The following is a 21,608-nucleotide window of genomic DNA, read 5'->3' as shown; positions in this document are numbered from 1 at the left end:
TTTTATAGTTATAATTTTATTGTGTGCTATTTCATTTATATGTGTTTTGATTTTAGCGAGTAATTAATTTGTTTCTATTGGATAGGGAGTAAAATCTCTATCCTTTTTTTATTTAAGGGCGATAAAAGAGTGTAGCTAAATCGTATATCTAACTACACTATTTGGATTAATATTATTTTTTTACCAAGATAATAACTATTTCAGAGTCGACTATGAATTTTACTGACATAGTGTTAACACCATCAAAATTTAAAACATCAAATTTATTTAGATTATATTTTTCTTCTTCATTTAGAATTACTTCTGCACTTCCTTGCATAACAATGAATACTATTTCTTTGCCTTCATGATTATGCGTCGGAATAACGTCTCCCTTAACTCCAGATTTTCTTACGACTTTGTAGTTCGTTTTATCAAAAATGATTCCAACTCCACTTTTTATTTTACCGACCATTTATACAGCCTCCCATAATAATATTTTTTATAAAATTATCATAAAATTTGTTTTGTGTCGGTAACAAAAGTTACGTGAATTATTTATTTAATTTTTTGTAAAGAACTTAGAGTCTAAATATTTCAATAAAATAAATAATGAATTTAATAAAATAATTCATTATATTGACCCCTATCAAATTAGTTAAAACCTTACATATCGTTGGAATATAGCCGTTCTATCCGTAAAATAAATAGACCTCACTATTGCCAATTTAAGAGCCTTTTATTTCTTCTTAATGTTATTGTATGCCTTGAAATAACTATAAAACACCTCTTACTACATAAAAATATAATAAGAGATGATGGGTGTGATTGTGAAAAGAAATTCTGTATAAATATAAGATACCACGAAATATAAAATTAAATCGCTCTAAATAAATACAAGGTTAATATGAAATATAAGTGTCTAGTTGATTAAAGCCAGGCATTTTTTCATATAGTTGAATGACGTGTAAACTATTTAGGAATGGCAAATAGGTTGCCATTTGTTTGCCAATTAATTAGAAATGTTAGGAATAATTAATATTAATAGGAATAAAGGGAAAAGGCTTGATTTACTGTATTTGAGTAACCAAGCCATCTATAAGATTTCTATACATTGAATTTAAATAAAACCACATCGCCATCTTGCATTATATAATCTTTACCCTCACTACGAATAAGACCTTTTTCTCTAGCGGCTGCCATGGAGCCACTATTTGCCAACTCATTAAAGGATATAGTATCAGCTTTAATAAATCCCCTTTCAATATCCGAGTGAATTTTACCGGCAGCTTGAGGAGCTTTCGTTCCTCTAACTATAGTCCAGGCACGTGTCTCCATCGGACCTGTAGTTAAAAAGCTTATTAAGCCCAATAATTTATAACTGGACTGAATTAATTTATCTAAACCTGATCTGTCTAAACCAAGTTCTTCTAAAAACAAAACTTTTTCGTCGTCATCAAGAGATTGAATTTCCGATTCAATTTCTGCGCTTATAACTATTACTTCATCGCCTTGATCACTAGCAAACTCTCTAACTTTTTGAACATATTCATTATTTTTACCATCATCTGCAATATCATCTTCAGAAACGTTAGCTACATATATAATAGGTTTATAGCTTAATAATGAAAAGTTTTTAATAAGTTTTTTCTCTTCTTCATTTAATTCTAATGACCGAGCAGGTTTTCCACTTTCAAGTATATTTAAAAGTTTTCTTAACAATTCAACTTCAGGTAATAGTTTTTTATCACTTTTTGCTTGTTTTTCGGCTTTAGAAAGTCTTTTTTCAATTTGCTCTAAATCAGAGAAGATCAATTCTAAATTTATATTCTCAATATCTCTAATAGGATCTACACTACCATCAACATGTATTATATTATCATCATCAAAACACCTTACTACGTGGACAATGGCATCAACTTCTCGAATATTAGATAAAAACTGGTTTCCTAATCCTTCGCCTTTACTTGCTCCTTTTACTAAACCTGCAATATCAAAGAATTCTATTGTAGTATAAAGTATTTTTTCAGAATTGCTTATTTCCGCTAAAACTTTTAATCTATCATCAGGTACATTTACAACACCTATATTTGGTTCAATAGTGGCAAAGGGATAATTTGCCGCTTCTGCTCCCGCTTTTGTAAGCGCATTAAAAAGTGTAGACTTGCCAACATTGGGAAGACCTACTATTCCTAATTTCATTAAATCGCCTCTTTTCTTAATCTTGTACAATTATAACATAGATAATCTGATTTCCAAATGCAAAATAAATATATAAACATTGGTTTTATAACATTCTTATAGTATAATGTTAAAAGAAATTATAAAGAGGTGAGTGTGATGAGTGCCATAGTTATTAGTGATTTGACTAAAAGAATTGGCAAAAAGAGTGTATTTTCGAACTTAAACCTAGAAGTATTAGAAGGTGAGTTTTTTGCTCTACTAGGTTTAGAAGATTCAGGGAAAACAACACTTTCAAAAATTTTGTTTAATTATTTAAAACCGGCTAAAGGTAAGGTTACAATCTTTGACATGGACTGTGTTAAAGATTCAAGAGCTATAAAAGAAAGTGTTGGATTTGTACCAGAAGAAGTATACTTTCAAGAAAATGTAAAAATTATAAATTTGCTAAAAACAACTTTAAATACTCATAATTTAAAGAGTTTAGAAGAAATAGATATGCTTTTAGATTACTTTGGTCTTGATTCTAAAATGAAAGTTTTAGATATGAATAATAATGAAAAAAAATTATTTTCTATAATCAATGCTTTAATAATTAAACCAAGATTATTAATTATGGATGAGCCGACAAAATACTTAGAACAAGAACAGATAGAAAAGCTTTTTGAGTACTTAAATAAAATGAAAGAGGAAAATTCTCTTACATTATTTATGCTTACAAAATCTTTAAGTGAGGCACAAAGATTTTGTGATAGAGTGGCTTATTTATATGATGGAAGTATTAAAGAAATTGAGTCTATGAGTAATAAGGTATCAAGTGATAAAATCATAAAAATATACAATGATTTGGAAGATTTAGATCCTTTTATAAATATAGGGGCAAAAATTATTAGTACTACTAAAAATAATATAGTTTTATATTATGATAAGGATATGAGAGTTTTGTCTAGAATAATATATGAATCAGGCATTGATAATTATAGTATCGAAAATTCATCTCTTTCTGATAAAATAGCTGCATATTATAAAGAGGAGGGAGAGGAATAATATGGTTTTTTCAAAAGAATTTAAATCTAATATGGGAAAAATGATTGCTTGGATTTTAGTACTAACTATATTAATAGGTTTATTATTTGCTCTTTATCCAATGATGTTAGATATAAATATGAAGAGTATGTTTGATACATTTGTAGAATCATTAACTCCTAATTTAAAACTTGTACTGGGATTAGATGAAAGTGTTGACTACACTAACTTAGGTCAATATATAGCATTTATATTCCAATATATTGCTGTATTAGTTGCTATGTTTTCCATGCAACTTGGAGGCAATTCTCTATCTAAAGAGCAGGAATATGGAACGATTCAATATTTATATTCTAATCCAATATCTCGAAATGAAATTATTAGTCAAAAGATTTTAGCCAACATTTTAACATATATTCTGTTTCTATTCATAATAATTATAATAACTTTTGGTCTATCTTATGCAATTCCTATTGATTCAACGATGAATGTGGATTCGGCAATAAGTACAAAGGATTTTATAATTGATTTGGTAAAGATCTTTGTGGCTCTTTTAGGAAGCGGATTAGTATATATGTCCATAGGTTTTTTTCTGAGTTCAATTTCAAAAAGTGCATCAATTTCTGATGGTGTATCTGTGATATTTGTACTTATAACCGTGGTTTTAATTATGGCGGGGAAAGTTTTTGGTTCCCTATTCTTTAATATTATTGATATGCTTCCATTGGAAGTATTTAAACCTTTCAGATTTGTTGTATCTAATTTTTCTCTAATGGGAATAGGGGTAAATATTATAGTTATAGTAGTATTTATGCTTTTGACTTATTTGATATATAATTCTAAGGATCTATACTATTAATTAATAATATACAAATTAATGTTCTTGATAGTTCAATTTTATTGTGTTATACTATCTACGTTAATCAAAGACACACATTTTTTGATAATTTAAGAGTTGCTTTATAGTCCTTAAATTAGTTGATAAAAATGGAGGAATAAAAAACGGAGGTGAATGTTTTGTCAGTTATTTCAATGAAGAGTTTATTAGAAGCGGGTGTTCATTTTGGTCATCAAACTAGAAGATGGAACCCTAAAATGAGTAAATTTATATTTACAGAAAGAAATGGTATTTATATCATTGATCTTCAAAAAACTGTCAAAAAAGTAGACGAAGCTTATGAATTCGTAAGAGAAATAGCATCAGAAGGTGGACAAATTTTATTTGTTGGTACTAAAAAACAAGCTCAAGATGCTATTAAGAAAGAAGCACAAAAATGTGAAATGCCATTTATAAATCAAAGATGGCTTGGTGGATTGTTAACAAACTATAAAACAATTAAAAAGAGAATTGAAAGATTAAATCAACTAAATGAAATGGAAGTTGATGGAACTTTTGATCTTCTTCCTAAAAAAGAAGTCATTCAATTAAAGCATGAAAGAGAAAGACTTGAAAAGTTTTTAGGTGGAATAAAAAACATGGGCGGAATGCCAGATGCTATTTTTATAGTAGATCCACGTAAAGAAAGAATTGCTGTTAAAGAAGCTCATATTCTTGGAATTCCTATTGTTGGAATTGTTGATACTAATTGCGATCCTGATGAAATTGACTATCCAATTCCAGGCAATGATGATGCTATAAGAGCTGTAAAGCTTATAACCGAAACAATTGCAAATGCAGTATTGGAAGGAAAGCAAGGTACTCAAACTGAAGATTATTCAGAAGAAGCTGAAGTAGAAGAAATAGATACAGAAGCAAAAACTGAAGATGTGGAAGTTGAGGAGCCAATCATAGATAAAGAAGAAATAGAGTAATATTTTGAGAGTTCTAAAGCTACGCCTTTAAAACTCTCTTTTTTTAGGAGGTAAAATAAAATGAGTATAAGTATTGAATTAATCAAAGAATTAAGAGAAAGAACATCTGCAGGAATGATGGATTCAAAGAAAGCATTAGTTGAAACAAATGGTGACATTGAAAAAGCTATAGAACTTCTAAGAGAAAAAGGATTAGCTAGTGTTGCTAAAAAAGCTGGAAGAATTGCTTCTGAAGGTATAGTTGATGCATATATACATGGAGGAAGAATAGGAGTATTAATTGAAGTAAACTCTGAAACTGACTTTGTTTCTAAAAATGAAGAATTTAAAAGTTTTGTAAGAGACATGGCTATGCAAGTTGCAGCTGCATCACCACAATATGTTACACGTGAAGAAGTTCCTGAAAGTGAAATTGAGCGTGAAAGAGAAATATTAAAAGAACAAGCTCTTAATGAAGGAAAGCCTGAAAAAATTGTTGAAAAAATGGTAGAAGGTAGACTAGAAAAATATTTTGAGGAAATTGTTCTTTTAGATCAAAAGTTTATTAAAGATCCAGATGTAAAGGTTCAAGATGTTCTAAATACTTTAGCTGCTAAGATAGGAGAAAATATTAAAATACGAAGATTTGTAAGATACGAAGTAGGAGAGGGATTAGAAAAGAAGGAAGAAGATTTTGCTGAAGAAGTAAAAAGACAAATGGGTCAATAATAGGTGTGATATAATGAGTCCAAAATATAAAAGAGTAGTTTTAAAGCTAAGTGGGGAAGCCATGGCAGGAGATAAAGGTATCGGTATTGACATGGATACTATAAGATCAATAGGACAACAAATTAAAACTATTCATAAAACGGGTGTGGAAATAGGTATTGTAGTTGGTGGCGGTAATTTTTGGCGTGGAAGAGATGCCACTAGTATGGATAGAGCAACTTCCGATTATATGGGAATGCTTGGTACTGTTATGAATGCTTTAGCATTGCAAGATGCACTTGAAGATTTAGGTGTGGCAACGAGAGTACAAACGGCTATTGAAATGAAAGAAGTGGCAGAGCCATATATAAGAAGACGTGCTATTAGACATTTGGAAAAAGGACGAGTAGTTATTTTTTCTGCAGGAACTGGCAATCCTTATTTCTCTACAGATACTACAGCAGCATTACGAGCTGCAGAAATAGGTGCCGATGTAATTCTTTTAGCAAAAAAAGGTGTCGATGGAATTTACGATTCCGATCCGAAACTGAACAAAAATGCTAAGAAATTTTATAATTTAAGTTATTTGGAAATTTTAAGTAAAGAATTAAAAATAATGGATACTACTGCAACTTCACTTTGCATGGACAACAATATTCCGTTGACTGTTTTTGGAATAGATGATCCTTCTTCCATTATTGATGTAGTAAATGGAAAAGATATAGGTACTAATGTTAAATAGGGGAGGTCACTATGATATCTAATATTAAAAGAGATGCTGAAGAGAAAATGAAAAAAACTATTTCAGTATATAGAGAAGATCTTCAGTCTATAAGGGCTGGAAGAGCTAACCCTGCATTGCTAGATAAAATTACAGTAGATTATTATGGACAAACAACACCGCTTAATCAAGTTTCGGGTATATCTGCACCAGAACCGAGACTACTAGCAATACAACCTTGGGATGCAACGTTAATCCCTGCTATTGAAAAAGCTATTTTAAAATCTGATTTAGGTTTAAATCCGTCTAATGATGGAAAAATTGTAAGATTACAAATTCCTCAATTAACTGAGGAAAGGCGTTTAGAGCTTACTAAAGTAGTAAGGAAAAATGGAGAAAACGCTAAGGTTGCAATACGTAATATCAGAAGAGATGCCATAGATGAAATAAAAAAAATGGAAAAGTCAAAGGAACTTTCTGAAGATGATAGAAAGTCTGGAGAAGAAGAAATCCAAGAATTAACAGATAAATATATTGAAGAACTTGATTCAATAACTAGGAGTAAAGAAGATGAACTTTTAGAAATTTAATAAAAGGGTCCTAATTTAAAGTTAAATTAGGGCCTTTTTTAATTTATTATTAAGCTGCTCAAAAAAATATTTTAGATGAAAGAGGGTATAGTATATTAGTAATGAAATTTTATTAATTTCTAAGTTGAAATTTAAAATTATCCTAATGCGATTATATTTGTTATAATATTATAAGTTAATAGAATTAATGAGGAGCTTTTATGATAATACCAAAAGAATTAGATTTGAATAATATCCCTAATCATATTGGAATAATTATGGATGGAAATGGAAGATGGGCACAAAAGAGACACTTGCCTAGATATATGGGACACCGTAAGGGAAGTGAAAGAGTAATAGAAATTGTAGAGGCATGCTATAGATTAAATGTAAAATCACTTTCTCTTTTTGCTTTTTCTACAGAAAACTGGAAACGACCAAAAGATGAAATTTCCAAATTAATGGACTTACTTGTAATATATATTAAAAGTCAATTAAACAGATTAGTAGAGAATAATGTAAAGATTAATATTATGGGAGATCTTTCAGTATTCCCTCCAAATATAAAAAAAGAAATTGACAGGGCATTGTCAGCTACTGAAGACAATGATAAAATGATACTCAATATCGGTTTAAATTATGGTGGAAGAGATGAAATAATCCGAGCAGTTAAATTAATTTCTACAGACCTTTTAAATCATAAAATTAATATTGAAGATATAAATGATGAATTGTTTTCAAGTTATTTATATACAAAGAACCAAACTGAACTTGATTTACTTATTAGGCCTAGTGGTGAATTAAGAGTTAGTAATTTTATGTTATATCAATTGGCTTATTCAGAGTTTTGGTTTTCAGATGTACTGTGGCCTGATTTTAATGAAAGTGTATTATATGAAGCTATAATTGACTTTCAAAATAGAAATAGAAGGTTTGGTGGAGTGTAATTGTCAGATTTAAAGCAAAGAGTTATTACAGGAATCATTGGATTAATATTACTTTTTTCAATAATATACTTAGGTGGATTATATTTGAAGGTAGCAATATTTATAATTAGTGTGATAGGAGTACTTGAATTTTCTAAAGCATTAAAAAACATTAACCTAAATATTAATTTATTTTCGATTTTAATAGGAATTATTTTATTGTTAGTTTTTAACTTATATAATATATCTTCTGACTTCAGCATTATAATAGTTTTAATGATTTCTTTATTATTTATGCTGTTTACAAATAGTTATGATTTTAGCAGTACTGCTGCAACAATTTTAACTTATATTTATATACCTTATACTTTTAATTTATTAAATATTTTTAGCAAAACTCCTTACTTGCTACTAGTATTTATAATTGCCTTTGCTACTGATACTTTTGCCTATTTTATAGGTTCAATGTTTGGTAAGCATAAATTAATTGAAAAGGTAAGTCCAAATAAGTCAGTTGAAGGTGCCATAGGTGGTACCCTAGTTGCAGTTCTGTTAACTCTAATTTATTTTTGGTATGTGAAGATACCAATTACTGTTTTATCTATTTTACTTGTGTTTATTGCTTCAATAGCAGGACAAATAGGAGATTTAACAGCTTCGAAAGTTAAGAGAATAACTGGTATTAAGGATTATGGAAAATTATTGCCGGGACATGGTGGTATTCTAGATAGATTTGATAGTACAATATTAGTTATTCCTTTTGTATATATATTGTATTTTTTTATAAATTTATACTAATGGAGGTATGATGTTTACTTTAATAGGCTCAATAATAGTATTTTTGATAGTTATTTTGATACATGAATTCGGACATTTTTTTGTAGCAAAATTAGTTGGTATAAAAGTAGATGAATTTTCTATTGGGATGGGTCCGGAAATTTTTCACAGGAAAAAAGGAGAAACTCAATATTCATTAAGACTTCTTCCAATAGGAGGATATGTGGCTATGGAAGGAGAAGAAGCATACTCTGATGATCCAAGAAGTTTTAATAATGTGTCTGTTTTTAAAAGAATGGCTGTAGTTGTAGCAGGTGTATTTATGAATTTTTTGCTTGCAATTATAGCTTTTTTCGTTATAGCTTTGCTTGTTGGTTCGCCAACAAATAAAATTGATAATGTATTGGAAAATTCACCTGCTCAATACTCTGATTTAAGAGCAGGAGACGAAATTATAGTAATTAATGGGAATAAAATTAATAGCTGGAGTGATATTTCAGAAAATATTTCCTTGTCACAAGGTGATGATATTGAAATTGAAATTATTAGGGGGAAAGAGAATCTAAAAAAGACTATCAGTTTAATGGAAAAAGACGGAAATAGGGTTATAGGTATTGAACCGGCATATGAAAAATCTATTCTTCTTTCAATGAAATATAGTTTAGAACACACAATTTCTCTTATAAAAGATATTTTTACAACTTTTAAAATGCTTTTCCAAGGAAAATTAAATGTAGGTATGTTTGCGGGACCAATAGGTGTTATTCAAATAATAGGTCAAGAGACATCAAAGGGTATTTTATATTTAATAAATATCCTTGGTTTCATAAGTGTCAATCTTGGGATTATAAATTTACTTCCAATTCCTGCATTAGATGGGGGAAAGTTAGTATTTTTATTAATAGAAAAGGTTAGGGGAAAGAAAGTTGATGAAGAATTAGAGGGGAAATTAAGCTATATTAGTTTTTCCTTACTATTAGCACTAGTATTATATGTAACTCTATTTGGAGATTTAAAGAGAATTTTTGGTTGGTGATTATGTGATTAATAGAAAAGTTACAAAAAAAATATTTGTTGGAGATGTTCCAGTGGGTGGGCATTCAAAAATAACTGTCCAGTCAATGACAAATACTATTACTAAAGACGTTCAAAGTACTGTAAGACAAATTAACGAATTGGAAAGTGTTGGCTGCGACATAATTAGATTTGCAGTAAATGATTTAGAAGATGCTAAATCAATCCCCACAATAAAAAGTCAGATTAATATACCTACAATAGCTGACATTCAATATGATTATAGGCTGGCTATAGCTTCAGCTGAAAATGGAATAGATTGTCTAAGGATTAATCCTGGTAACATAGGAGATAAAAATAAAATTAGAGAGGTAGTTAATGCTTGTAAATATTATGGAATTCCAATTAGAGTTGGAGTAAATTCGGGATCAATAAAAAAAGAATTTCTTAATAAATATAATGGCGTAAATGAAAATTCAATTTGTTACAGTGCCTTAGAAGAAATAGAAGTTTTAGAATCTTTAAATTTTTATGATATTAAAGTATCTCTTAAAGCTAGTAATGTAATGTTATCAATTAATTCTTATGAAAAATTTTCGTCATTATGTGACTATCCTCTTCATCTTGGAATTACTGAATCAGGACCGGCATTTAGCGGGACTGTTAAATCATCTGTTGGAATAGGAGCTTTATTGAGCAAAGGTATCGGTGATACTATTAGGGTATCATTAACTACAAACCCTGTAGAAGAAGTAAGAGTGGGAAGAGAAATTTTAAAATCCTTAGATATTATAAGTGATGGAGTTGAGATAATTTCTTGTCCAACTTGCTCTAGAACTAAAATAGATTTAATAGATATTGTAAATAAAGCTCAAGTTAAATTACAGACCGTTAATAAAGATATTAAGGTAGCCTTGATGGGCTGCCCTGTAAACGGACCAGGTGAAGCTAAGGAAGCGGATATTGGTATTGCAGGTGGCGATGGCATAGGAATAATTTTTAAAAAGGGTAAAGTAATTAAAAAAGTAAAAGAAGAAGACCTTTTAGATGAGCTACTTAAAGAAATAGAAGAAATGTAGGTGATTTTTTGATTAGTTTTTCTGAGTTTTTAAAAAAGATAAATATACAAGATGAAAATTTAGAAAACAAAAATATAGATATTGCTAAGGTTTCTTTAGATGATAAAAATATGGAGTTAACTTTAATTTTAAACTTATTTGAACATTTGTCTCAAAAAGAAAGTGATTTATTAAAGAGAAGTATTGATAAGTATTTTATTGGTATAAAAGTCCAAATAGTATTTAATGAAGAGTTTTTAAAATATAAGGACGAATATGAATTAATCCGTTCAGAGATATTGACTTATAATCCCTCCAGTACAGTTTGGATAGATGAACTTAAAATTAACATAAATAAAGAATTTAAAAACATTGAAATAATAACACCTAATGAGTCAGTATATTTTTCAGTTTTACAAAATGGTTTAAAAGATATTTTAGAAACAAAGTTAAAGTGTTTTAATGAATATGAAATTACTTTTAAAGAACCGAAGGACAATATAAAATCTAAAGAAAGAATAATAGAGACTTTTGTAAATAATTATGAAAGTGAAGAAAAGAAAATGTGCAAAGAAACAGAAGTAGTTAGAGAAGTTATTAAGGATGTAAATCAAACTTCTTCTGATTTAGATTGTAATTATAGTTATGGAAGAAAAGATATAGGTCAAATTATTAATATTTCAGACTTAAATTTGAATATTTCAAAGGCTACTATTAAGGCGGATATTTTTAATATTGATAAAAGAGAACTTAAAGATTCTTCAAAGTACTTAGTTATTTTCTCTGTAACCGATTATACTTCTTCTTATATTGCCAAACTTTTTATATCGTCAAAAAAAATTGATGAATTATTGGATAATATAAAAGTTGGGGATAACGTTATAATCACCGGAAATATTCAGTATGACAATTATTCAAAAGCTGAAAACATAATGGTTAAATATATTGAAAAATCGGAAAAAATTATTAGAAAAGACAAATCTTCTGAAAAAAGAGTTGAACTTAAACTTCATAGTAAAATGAGTACTATGAGCGGCGTATCTTCTTTTGATGATTTAGCTAAAAGAGCAAAGTACTGGGGAATGAATACAATTGCAATAACTGATACTGCTGATGTTCAAGGGTTTCCAGAAGCTATGGAAGCAGGTTCTAAATACAATTTAAAAATACTTTACGGTTTAGATGCTAATTTTGTAGATGATAAAGAAAAAATTTTAAAAAATTATTTTAAGGATGATACTGATAAAGATACTTTTGTAGTATTTGACATAGAGACCACAGGTTTTTCTGCAAGAACTGATGAAATAACAGAAATCGGAGCTGTAAAAATCAAAGACGGAATAATAATAGATAGATATTCGCAACTAGTAAATCCTGTTATACCTATTCCTCAAGTTGTGGTTGAATTAACAGGTATTAGTAATGCCTTTGTAGCAAATGAACCGACTATTGATTTAGTTATTCCTGAGTTTTATGAATTTTGTAAAGACTCGATTTTAGTTGCTCATAATGCAAATTTTGATATGAGCTTTATTAAAAGAGATATGAGAAAGTATGGTTTCAATCACAAATTTCCGGTATTAGATACTCTTTCTTTAGCAAGAGCAGTAGTTAAAGATACAAAAAGATTTAATCTTGGAACTCTGTCTAAAAAATTGGGAGTTACATTGGTAAATGCTCATAGAGCTGTAAATGATGCTGAAGCTACTGCAGAAGTTTTTCTAAAGATGCTGGAATTGGCAAAAGAAGAAGGTATTGAAGATATTGGAGATATAAATTTACTTTGTAATAAAATTGACAGCTCTGCTTTATTTGAGGGTTCTGTATCCATTTTAGTTAAAAATGAAATAGGGCTTAAGAATTTATATAAATTAGTAAGTGAATCTCATATGAATTATTTTAACAGATTTGCTAAAGTACCTAGAAGTCTTTTAGATAAGTATAAAGAAGGGTTACTAGTTGGTAGTGGTAATTCAAGCTCGGAATTATATAAAGCGGTTTTTAATTTAGAAGATGATGAAGTTATAAAAGAAATAGTAAAATATTATGATTATATAGAAATACAGCCGGTAGAAAATAATTTAAATTTCATAGCTAATAATATGGTGGATAATTATGATGTTTTAAAAGAGATAAATATTAAATTATACAATATAGGTAAGGAATTAAATATACCTGTAGTGGCTACAGGAGATGTATTTTACTTAGATGAAAAAGATGATATTCTTCGTAGGATTATTTTAAATGGTCAAACAGGAAGACCACCAGAAAATGCAAAAATTCCTCAATCTCTTTATTTTAGAACTACAGAGGAAATGTTGGAAGAATTTTCATACTTAGGAGAAGATCAAGCTTATGAGGTAGTAGTAGAAAATACAAATCTTATTAGCTCAATGTGTGAGGATATTAAGCCAATTCCAGATGGTACTTTTTCACCGGTTATAGAGGGATCTGAAAAAGATCTAAGAGATATGTGTTACAGTAAAGCTCATTTAATATACGGAGAAAAGCTGCCCAAGATTGTAGAAGAAAGATTAGAACGTGAGTTAAATTCTATTATAAATCATGGTTATGCTGTTTTATATATAATAGCTCAAAAACTGGTTAAGAAATCCAATGATGATGGATATTTAGTTGGTTCACGAGGATCGGTAGGCTCTTCTTTTGCTGCTACTATGAGTTCAATTACAGAAGTAAATCCACTTCCTCCTCACTATGTTTGCGGAAATTGTAAATATTCAGAATTTATTGATGATCCAAGTGTTGGTTCTGGTGTAGACTTACTTGATAAGGAATGTCCAATATGTGGTACTAAATTGACAAAAGATGGTCACAATATCCCTTTTGAAGTTTTTCTTGGATTTGATGGCGATAAAGAACCCGATATTGATTTAAACTTTGCAGGAGAATATCAACCTGTTGCACATAAATATACTGAAGAATTGTTTGGAGAGGGATATGTATTTAGAGCAGGAACTATAGGTACTGTAGCTGAAAAGACGGCCTTCGGTTTTGTTAAAAAATATTTTGAGGATAAATTTATACCGAATGTGGAAATTGAAAGATTAGCAAAAGCTTGTATAGGTGTAAAGAGAACGACTGGGCAGCACCCTGGCGGAGTAATGATATGTCCTAGAGAGAAAGATATATTTGATTTTACACCCATACAATACCCTGCAGATGATAAAAATTCGGGAGTAATTACCACACATTTTGATTATAACTTTATACATGGCAAAATATTAAAGCTGGACATTCTAGGACACGACGGACCTTCCATTATAAAAATGTTAGAAGATTTCACAGGAATAAATTCTCAAGAGATTCCATTAGATGATTCTGAAACAATAACCTTATTTTCAAATGCAGATGCTTTAAATTTAAACGAGGATATATTTTCAACTGAAACGGGAACTTTGGGTATTCCTGAATTCGGAACGGGATTTGTAAAACAGATGTTAATTGAAACAAAACCTAAAAATTTTGCAGAACTAGTTAGAATTTCAGGACTTTCTCATGGTACTGATGTTTGGACAAATAACGCCCAAGAATTGGTAAAAGCAGGAAAAGCAGAATTATCTACAGTAATTTCTACAAGAGAAGATATTATGTTGTATTTAATTCAAGCAGGAGCAGATAATAAGATGGCCTTTGATACGATGGAAAAAGTAAGGAAGGGTAAAGGTCTTACAGATGAACAAAAAGAAATAATGAAAAATCTTGACTTACCTCCTTGGTACATTGATTCCTGTGAAAAAATAAAATATATGTTTCCAAAGGCTCACGCCGTAGCATATGTTATGCTTTCCTTTAGAATAGCATATTTTAAATTAAACTATCCTTTAGCTTATTATGCAACATTTTTCACCATAAAGCTTGCAGATTTTGACGGAGAATTAATAATGAAGGGAATTAGTGCTGTTAAAGAAAAAATTAGTGAAATTAAAAGTATGAATGAAAAGCTAACTGCAAAAGATAAAGGACAGATAAATGTCTTGGAAGTTGTATTGGAAATGTTTGCTAGAGGTTATGAATTTGAACCTGTAAATATATATGAATCTGAAACTTCTAAATTTACTATTAAAAATTCAAAAGTACAAATGCCGCTTAGGGCTCTTATGGGCTTAGGAGAATCAGTAGCTCAAAACATAGTAGCAGAGCGACAGAAAGGAAAATTTCTTTCTATTGAAGACCTTGTATCAAGAACGAAAGCAACAAAAACTGTAGTATCAATTTTAGAAGAAAATAAACTATTAAGTAACTTACCAAAAAGTAACCAGTTAAGCCTGTTTAACATTTGATTTATTTCAAATTTGTGTTATAATTTTATAGAAAGCTATAGAAGACATTGTTAAGAGTGGGGGAATCCCACTCTTGTTTTATTAAAGGAGGTGCAATTTGAAAAAAAGTGAATTATTAAATACTGTTTATGAAATAGCAAAGAAGTGTGCTGATAAATTATCTTATGAAGTTGTAGACGTTGAATATCAGGAAGGTTCAAAGCATGATCTATTATCAATATTCATATATAAAGACAATGGTATTGATCTTGATGACTGTTCTTTTATGAGCAGAGATGTAGAACAAAAATTGGACGAATTGAATTTAATTGAAAAACCGTATTACTTGGAAGTTTCATCTCCTGGTTTAGATAGACCTTTAAAAACTAAAGATGATTACAGAAGAAATTTAGGAAAAGAAGTTGAAATAAAACTTTTTGCACCTCTAAATGGAATTAAAAATTATGAAGGAATATTAGAAAATTATAATGACGAATCGGTTTATATTTTAAATGAAGAAGACACTATAGATATACCGATAAAATCAATTTCTCTTATGAGACAGTTAATTAAATTTTAACGGAGGATATTATGAATGAAGAATTTATAGGAGCTTTAGAAGAATTAGAAAGAGAAAAAGGAATTTCTAAAGAGATAATCTTTGATGCTCTTGAATCTGCATTAGTTTCAAGTTATAGGAAAAACTTTGGGACATCACAAAATGTGGAAATTGACATTGATAGAGATACTGGTCAAATTGACGTATTTGCCTTGAAAGAAATTGTTGGCGATAATGAAGTTGAAAATACAAATTTACAAATGCCGGTGTCTTTAGCTAAAGAGAAAGACATAAAGTTAAATGTCGGAGATGTATATAGTCAAAAAATCAATCCGGCGAATTTTGGAAGAATAGCAGCTCAAACTGCTAAACAAGTTGTAATTCAAAGAATTAGAGATGCAGAAAGAGATGTTATTTTTGAAGACTTTACGGACAGAGAAAATGAAATAATTACTGGTCAGGTTCAAAGAACTGCTTATGGAAATGTCTATTTTGATTTAGGAAAAACAGAAGCAGTTTTACCACCGTCTGAACAAATTAAAGGAGAAGATTATCACCAGGGAAATAGGTTTAAGTTATTGCTTTTGGAAGTAAAGCAAACGACTAAGGGACCTCAAATAGTGCTTTCCAGATCTCATCCGAATTTAATAAAAAGACTTTTTGAATTAGAAGTTCCCGAAATAGCAGATGGAATTGTGGAAATTTTTTCTATAGCCCGAGAGGCTGGTTCTAGAACAAAAATATCTGTATTTTCAAAAGATGAAGAAGTAGATGCTTTAGGAGCTTGTGTAGGATATAAAAGAGCCCGAATTAAAGCTATTGTTGATGAATTATATGAAGAAAAAGTTGATATAATAATTTACGAAAAAGATATTGATGCATTTATAGCCAATGCTTTAAGCCCTTCAAAGGTTGAAAAAGTATTTATAAATGAAAAAGGAAAATCAGCACTTGTAATTGTGCCAGATTATCAATTGTCCCTTGCTATAGGAAAAGAAGGACAGAATGCAAGGTTAGCTGCTAAGCTAACAAATTGGAAAATAGATATTAAATCAAATAGCCAATTTGATGAATATTTAGAAAATGAAAATATAAGTGAAGAAGAGTTTAAAACGAAATTTGGCTATTTGTCAAATGAAAATCTTGATGTTGAAGATAAAGAAGTTGAAAATAACGACAATTTAATTGATGAATCCGTGGAATAAACTTAATGAATGAGGTTAATTATGGCGAAAATTAAGAAAGTCCCAATGAGAAAATGCATTGGGTGCGGAACAAATAAACCAAAAAAAGATTTAATTAGGATTGTAAAAAATAAAGAAGGGGAAATCTTTTTAGATAAAACTGGTAAAAAAAATGGTAGAGGTGCTTATATATGTTTTAATGAAGAATGTCTTGAAAAAGCTATAAAAAGTAAAGCTTTAAATCGTGCCTTTGAAATGGAGATAAGAGATGAAACATACAATGAATTGATAAACTCACTAAAGCAAGATTAGCACCTCATTTAAGGAGGTAGCTCGATGTCAAAGATAAGAGTACACGTACTGGCAAAAGAAGTCGGAATCACAAGTAAAGAATTGATAAATAAATTAAATGAAATGGATATTGCTGTTAAAAATCATATGTCCACAGTAGATGAAAATACTGTGGGAAAAATTAAAAAATTATATTTACCATCAAATGATTCTAAAAAAACAAGCAGCAATAAAAAAGAAATAGATAATAAAAATTTAGCAGATAAAAAGAAATCTAAAGAAAGCAAAAAAGAAAAAACAACAAATAATCAAAAAACTAAAAAAGATATTGATAATAAAGTAAGGAAAGACTCCCAACACGATAAAAAAAGCGGAGAACAATTAAAAAAATCCTCTAGTGAAGATAAAAAGAAACCTAAAAATTCAGATAAATCAGATGTTAAGAAAGACATTAAAAAAGAAAGAACTTCAACTAAGAAGGATTTTGATGAAAAAAAACTTCCAAGAAGAGATCTCTCGAAGAAGAAACCAAAGAAAAAAAGCAAGTCTCAAAAGAGATTGGAAAAGAAAGAAGTTGTTACAGGAGATGATACTATAGTTAATTTAAGTATGCCAATTACGGTTAAGGAATTTGCAAATGAATTAAATGTACCTTTGGCGCAAGTTATAACAAAGTTAATAGGCTTAGGAGTTATGGCTAGCCAAAATGAGATAATTGATGAAGATACTTGTATTTTAATAGCTGATGAATTTGGCAAAGAAGTTAATATAGTTCAGCCTGAAGAAGAAAAGTCAATTGAAGAAGAATTTGGATTAGATTTTGAGGATAAAGAATTCCAATTAAAACCAAGGCCACCTGTAGTTACTGTTATGGGACACGTAGACCATGGGAAAACCTCTCTTTTAGACGAGATTAAAAAATCACATGTTAGAACTTCAGAAGCTGGAGGTATTACACAACATATAGGTGCATACACTGTTAATATTGATGATAAAAAAGTTACTTTTTTAGATACTCCGGGACATGAGGCCTTTACTTCAATGAGACTTAGAGGAGCTCAGATAACAGATATTGCAATTTTAGTAGTTGCAGCAGACGATGGTGTTATGCCTCAAACTTTAGAGGCCATATCTCATGCAAAATCGGCGAATGTACCTATTATAGTAGCAATTAATAAAATTGATAAACCCTCTGCTAATATTGATAGAGTAAAACAAGAGCTTTTGGAAAATGGTTTACTTGCTGAAGATTGGGGCGGAGATACTATAATGGTTCCCGTTTCAGCTAAAACTTCTGAGGGAATTGATGAACTTTTAGAAATGATTTTACTTGAAGCGGAAATGCTTGAATTAAAAGCAAATCCTAATAGAAGAGCTATAGGGACCATAATTGAGGCTAAATTAGACAAAGGAAAAGGACCTATGGCAACTGTTTTAGTTCAAAAAGGAACATTGAGATTTGGGGATAATGTGGTTTCTGGTTTCTCTAGCGGAAGAATTAGAGCTATGACAGATGACAAAAACAGGACAATTAAAAAAGCAGGACCATCAATGCCTGCGGTAATACTTGGATTATCTGATGTTCCAAATGCAGGTGATTTAATTTATGCTGTAGAGGATGAAAAAGTCGCAAGAACAATAGCAGATAAAAATAAAGAATCCAACAGAGAGAATAGAATTAGTTTAAATAATAGAGTTTCTTTGGAAAATCTTTTTGATCGCATTAAAGAAGGGGAAATGAAGGAACTCAATCTTGTCGTTAAGGGTGATGTTAAAGGTTCTGTTGAAGCCTTAATTCAGTCTTTATTAAAATTAGATAATGAAGAGGTAAAGATTAGCGTAATTCACTCTGGAGTAGGTGGTATAAATGAAAGTGATATTACTTTAGCATCTGCTTCAAATGCAATTGTAATTGGATTTAATGTAAGACCTAATATTAATGCTTTAGATTTAGCTAGAGAAGAAGACGTAGACGTAAGAACCTATAGAGTAATCTATGACATTATTAATGATGTTGAGGCAGCAGTAAAGGGTATGCTTGCTCCTACAATTGTAGAAGAAATTATGGGAAGATGTGAAGTAAGACAGACATTTAAACTTCCCGGTAATACCATAGTTGCAGGCGTGTACGTACTAAGTGGTAAAATTCTAAGGAAGTCAATGGTGAAAGTATTAAGGGATGATGTAGTAATCCATGAAGGTGAAATTGGATCCTTGAAGAGATTTAAAGACGATGTTAGGGAATTAGCAACAGGTTATGAGGGCGGAATTACTATAGATAACTTTAATGATATAAGAGAAGGAGATCTTTTAGAAAGTTATGTTTTAAAAGAAATTCAAAGAGACTAGGTGATTATATGAATAAAAAAAGAGTCTATCAAATATCACAGGAAGTCAAAAAGTCACTTTCGGATATAATTCAAAATAAAGTTAAAGACCCAAGAATTCCTGAGATTATTAGTGTTTCTCACGTTGAGGTAACGAATGATCTTTCTTTTGCCAAAGTTCATATTTCAATATTTTCAACAGATGTTGAAATGGATGAAGTTTTAGAAGGATTAAATAATGCAAAGGGATTTATAAAGAAAGAACTTTCTAAATCTGTTAAATTAAGAGCTATGCCGGATTTAATCTTTATAGGAGATGAATCTATAGAACTTGGAATTAAAATGGCAAAACTTATAGATGAGGTTAACAATGGAGATAAATAGATTAAATAATTTAATAAATAATGCAAATAATATATATTTAGCTTCTCATGTTAATCCTGACGGAGATAATATCGGCTCATTATTAGCAATGTTTAAAATTTTAAAAAATTTAAATAAAGAGGTGCACCTCATAATAAATGATGAGGTGCCTGATTCAAATAAATTTCTTCCTAATTTGGAATATGCAGAAAAAAGTGAAAATTTGGATTTAAAGTCAGATTTATTTATTGCACTTGATTGTGCTGATTTAGACAGATTAGGCAGAGTTAAAGATTTATTTTTAGATTCCGAGACAACTATTAATATTGACCATCATTTTTCAAATACTAATTTTGCTGATTTAAATATTGTTAATTCTAAAGCTTCTGCAACCGGTGAGCTTTTATATACTATTTTTGAAAATTTGAAATATCCAATTGATACTGAAGTGGCAACTTGTTTATATACAGCAATTGCTAGTGATACTGGTAGCTTTAAGTATGACAGTGTAACTTCTTATACTTTCGAAGTAATAGCTAAATTATTGACTTATGGTATTAATAAAAGTGAAATTAATATAAATCTTTTTCAAAATAGAAGCTTAGAAAAAACAAAACTTTTAGTTAAAGCCTTAAATACGCTTGAACTTTTTGAAGAAAATAAAATAGGTGTTGTTACTATAAGTGATGAAATAATGTTAAAATTAGGTGCAAAGATTTCTGATGCAGATGGAATTGTTGAATTTATAAGAGATATTTCAGGTATAGAGATAGCAATCTTGTTAAAAGAAAAAAAAGACAACATAAGATTAAGCTTGAGAACTAAATCCTTTGTAAATGCTATTAATATAGCCTCAACCTTTGATGGTGGGGGACATATTAGAGCTGCTGGAGCTACTATATATCTACCTCTTGAAACTGCAAAAGAAAAAGTAATTAAGGCAGCTATTGGAGAATTAAATAAATGAATGGAGTTTTCGTTTTTAATAAACCGAAAGGAATTACTTCTCACGATGTAGTGTATTTATTTAGAAAAAAATTTAATATAAAAAAAGTTGGACATACTGGAACATTGGATCCAATAGCTACGGGAGTTTTACCAATCTGTATTGGAAAGGGAACTAAGATAGCACAGTATATTAGTTCGGATAATAAAGAGTATTTAGCTACATTTCAATTTGGATTTGAAACTGATACCTTAGATGTTACAGGTAAAACTATAAAGTATAATGATGTAGTGCCATCTTTGGAGGAAGTAGTCTTAGCTCTGAAAAATTTTCAAGGACAAATATATCAAAAGCCTCCAATGTATTCTGCTTTAAAAGTAAATGGTAAAAAATTATATGAGTTTGCTAGAGAGGGTATAGAAGTAGAAATTAAACCCAGATTAATTGAAATTGAAAAAATTTCTCTTATTGAGCAAATGTCAAAAGAAACTTTTAAAATTTTAGTTAAATGTTCTTCAGGAACATACATTAGAAGTTTAATAAGAGACATAGGTCATTTATTAAATACTTGTGCAACAATGGTAGAATTAAAGAGAACTAGAACCGGAATATTTAATTTAGAAGACTCTATTGATGAAAACGACTTAAAAAATTTGTCTGTTAAAGAATTGGAGAAATTTTTAATACCTATAGATAAAGCCCTTTATAACTTTGAAAGTTTTATTTATCCAGATGAATTTTATGATAAAGTTATAAATGGCGTTTTTTATAAAACTACAAAGTTAAATTTTGAAAATCCTGAAATGTTAAAACTTTACTGTAAAAATAAGTTTATAGGTATAGGCGAATATAAGGAAGACGAGAATACTATGGGCATAAAAATAAAAAAAAGACTAATAGGTGAATGA

The 21,608-nt window shown here is 29.6% G+C and carries 20 protein-coding genes; 18 read left to right on the top strand and 2 right to left on the bottom strand.

Translation table 11 applies throughout. The features are described 5' to 3' along the window. Positions 1 to 172: 172 nt before the first annotated feature. Together EF514_RS08895 and ychF are read right to left on the bottom strand one after the other, a co-directional pair. Positions 173 to 454, bottom strand: a complete 282-nt coding sequence (locus EF514_RS08895) for a DUF1637 domain-containing protein (protein WP_127725094.1) — start codon at positions 452 to 454, stop codon at positions 173 to 175. Positions 455 to 1,086: 632 nt separating this feature from the next. Next, positions 1,087 to 2,181: a redox-regulated ATPase YchF gene (gene ychF, locus EF514_RS08890; protein WP_127725093.1), complete on the bottom strand. Its 1,095-nt coding sequence runs from the start codon at positions 2,179 to 2,181 to the stop codon at positions 1,087 to 1,089. A gap of 138 nt (positions 2,182 to 2,319) precedes the next feature. On the opposite strand from ychF, the gene EF514_RS08885 reads away from it, so the two are divergent. The 18 genes from EF514_RS08885 to truB all read left to right on the top strand — a co-directional run bounded on the left by EF514_RS08885 (position 2,320) and on the right by truB (position 21,608). Further along, positions 2,320 to 3,207 carry an ATP-binding cassette domain-containing protein gene (locus EF514_RS08885; RefSeq protein WP_127725092.1) on the top strand — a complete coding sequence of 296 codons (888 nt, stop codon included), beginning with the start codon at positions 2,320 to 2,322 and terminating at the stop codon, positions 3,205 to 3,207. Between the two features lies 1 nt (position 3,208). Next, positions 3,209 to 4,045, top strand: a complete 837-nt coding sequence (locus EF514_RS08880) for an ABC transporter permease subunit (protein WP_127725091.1) — start codon at positions 3,209 to 3,211, stop codon at positions 4,043 to 4,045. A 158-nt stretch (positions 4,046 to 4,203) separates the two neighbouring features. Continuing rightward, positions 4,204 to 4,998, top strand: coding sequence for a 30S ribosomal protein S2 (gene rpsB / locus EF514_RS08875; RefSeq protein ID WP_127725090.1), 795 nt, complete (start codon positions 4,204 to 4,206; stop codon positions 4,996 to 4,998). A gap of 60 nt (positions 4,999 to 5,058) precedes the next feature. Beyond that, positions 5,059 to 5,706, top strand: coding sequence for a translation elongation factor Ts (gene tsf / locus EF514_RS08870; protein WP_127725089.1), 648 nt, complete (start codon positions 5,059 to 5,061; stop codon positions 5,704 to 5,706). Positions 5,707 to 5,719: 13 nt separating this feature from the next. Further along, entirely contained in the window at positions 5,720 to 6,427 is a 708-nt protein-coding gene (gene pyrH, locus EF514_RS08865; RefSeq protein WP_127725088.1) for a UMP kinase, read from the top strand. A gap of 11 nt (positions 6,428 to 6,438) precedes the next feature. Then, complete coding sequence (gene frr / locus EF514_RS08860) at positions 6,439 to 6,996, top strand: ribosome recycling factor (protein ID WP_127725087.1); 558 nt, start codon at positions 6,439 to 6,441, stop codon at positions 6,994 to 6,996. Positions 6,997 to 7,196: 200 nt separating this feature from the next. Continuing rightward, positions 7,197 to 7,922: an isoprenyl transferase gene (locus EF514_RS08855; protein WP_127725086.1), complete on the top strand. Its 726-nt coding sequence runs from the start codon at positions 7,197 to 7,199 to the stop codon at positions 7,920 to 7,922. Further along, complete coding sequence (locus EF514_RS08850) at positions 7,923 to 8,699, top strand: phosphatidate cytidylyltransferase (protein ID WP_127725085.1); 777 nt, start codon at positions 7,923 to 7,925, stop codon at positions 8,697 to 8,699. 10 nt (positions 8,700 to 8,709) lie between these two features. After that, positions 8,710 to 9,714 (top strand): RIP metalloprotease RseP, encoded by a 1,005-nt coding sequence (gene rseP, locus EF514_RS08845; protein ID WP_127725084.1) that lies wholly within the window; start codon positions 8,710 to 8,712, stop codon positions 9,712 to 9,714. Positions 9,715 to 9,721: 7 nt separating this feature from the next. Next, entirely contained in the window at positions 9,722 to 10,771 is a 1,050-nt protein-coding gene (gene ispG, locus EF514_RS08840; RefSeq protein WP_127725098.1) for a flavodoxin-dependent (E)-4-hydroxy-3-methylbut-2-enyl-diphosphate synthase, read from the top strand. An 11-nt stretch (positions 10,772 to 10,782) separates the two neighbouring features. Continuing rightward, entirely contained in the window at positions 10,783 to 15,051 is a 4,269-nt protein-coding gene (locus EF514_RS08835) for a PolC-type DNA polymerase III (RefSeq protein WP_420836577.1), read from the top strand. Positions 15,052 to 15,148: 97 nt separating this feature from the next. Continuing rightward, the gene (locus tag EF514_RS08830) at positions 15,149 to 15,610 is read left to right on the top strand and encodes a ribosome maturation factor RimP (RefSeq protein WP_127725082.1); all 462 of its coding nucleotides are present in this window, start codon (positions 15,149 to 15,151) and stop codon (positions 15,608 to 15,610) included. Between the two features lie 11 nt (positions 15,611 to 15,621). Continuing rightward, entirely contained in the window at positions 15,622 to 16,794 is a 1,173-nt protein-coding gene (gene nusA / locus EF514_RS08825) for a transcription termination factor NusA (protein WP_127725081.1), read from the top strand. Between the two features lie 21 nt (positions 16,795 to 16,815). Continuing rightward, positions 16,816 to 17,085, top strand: a complete 270-nt coding sequence (rnpM, locus tag EF514_RS08820; protein WP_127725080.1) for an RNase P modulator RnpM — start codon at positions 16,816 to 16,818, stop codon at positions 17,083 to 17,085. A 24-nt stretch (positions 17,086 to 17,109) separates the two neighbouring features. Then, entirely contained in the window at positions 17,110 to 19,413 is a 2,304-nt protein-coding gene (gene infB / locus EF514_RS08815) for a translation initiation factor IF-2 (RefSeq protein WP_127725079.1), read from the top strand. An 8-nt stretch (positions 19,414 to 19,421) separates the two neighbouring features. Beyond that, positions 19,422 to 19,775, top strand: a complete 354-nt coding sequence (gene rbfA, locus EF514_RS08810) for a 30S ribosome-binding factor RbfA (RefSeq protein WP_127725078.1) — start codon at positions 19,422 to 19,424, stop codon at positions 19,773 to 19,775. After that, the gene (locus EF514_RS08805) at positions 19,762 to 20,721 is read left to right on the top strand and encodes a DHH family phosphoesterase (RefSeq protein WP_127725077.1); all 960 of its coding nucleotides are present in this window, start codon (positions 19,762 to 19,764) and stop codon (positions 20,719 to 20,721) included. The genes rbfA and EF514_RS08805 overlap by 14 nt, the downstream gene beginning before the upstream one ends. After that, complete coding sequence (gene truB, locus EF514_RS08800; RefSeq protein WP_127725076.1) at positions 20,718 to 21,608, top strand: tRNA pseudouridine(55) synthase TruB; 891 nt, start codon at positions 20,718 to 20,720, stop codon at positions 21,606 to 21,608. The genes EF514_RS08805 and truB overlap by 4 nt, the downstream gene beginning before the upstream one ends.

The sequence above is a fragment of the Anaerosphaera multitolerans genome (assembly GCF_004006535.1).
Lineage (GTDB): Bacteria > Bacillota > Clostridia > Tissierellales > Peptoniphilaceae > Anaerosphaera > Anaerosphaera multitolerans.
Note: the sequence above shows the minus strand (reverse complement) of the source record. Positions and strands in the feature narration are given on the sequence as shown.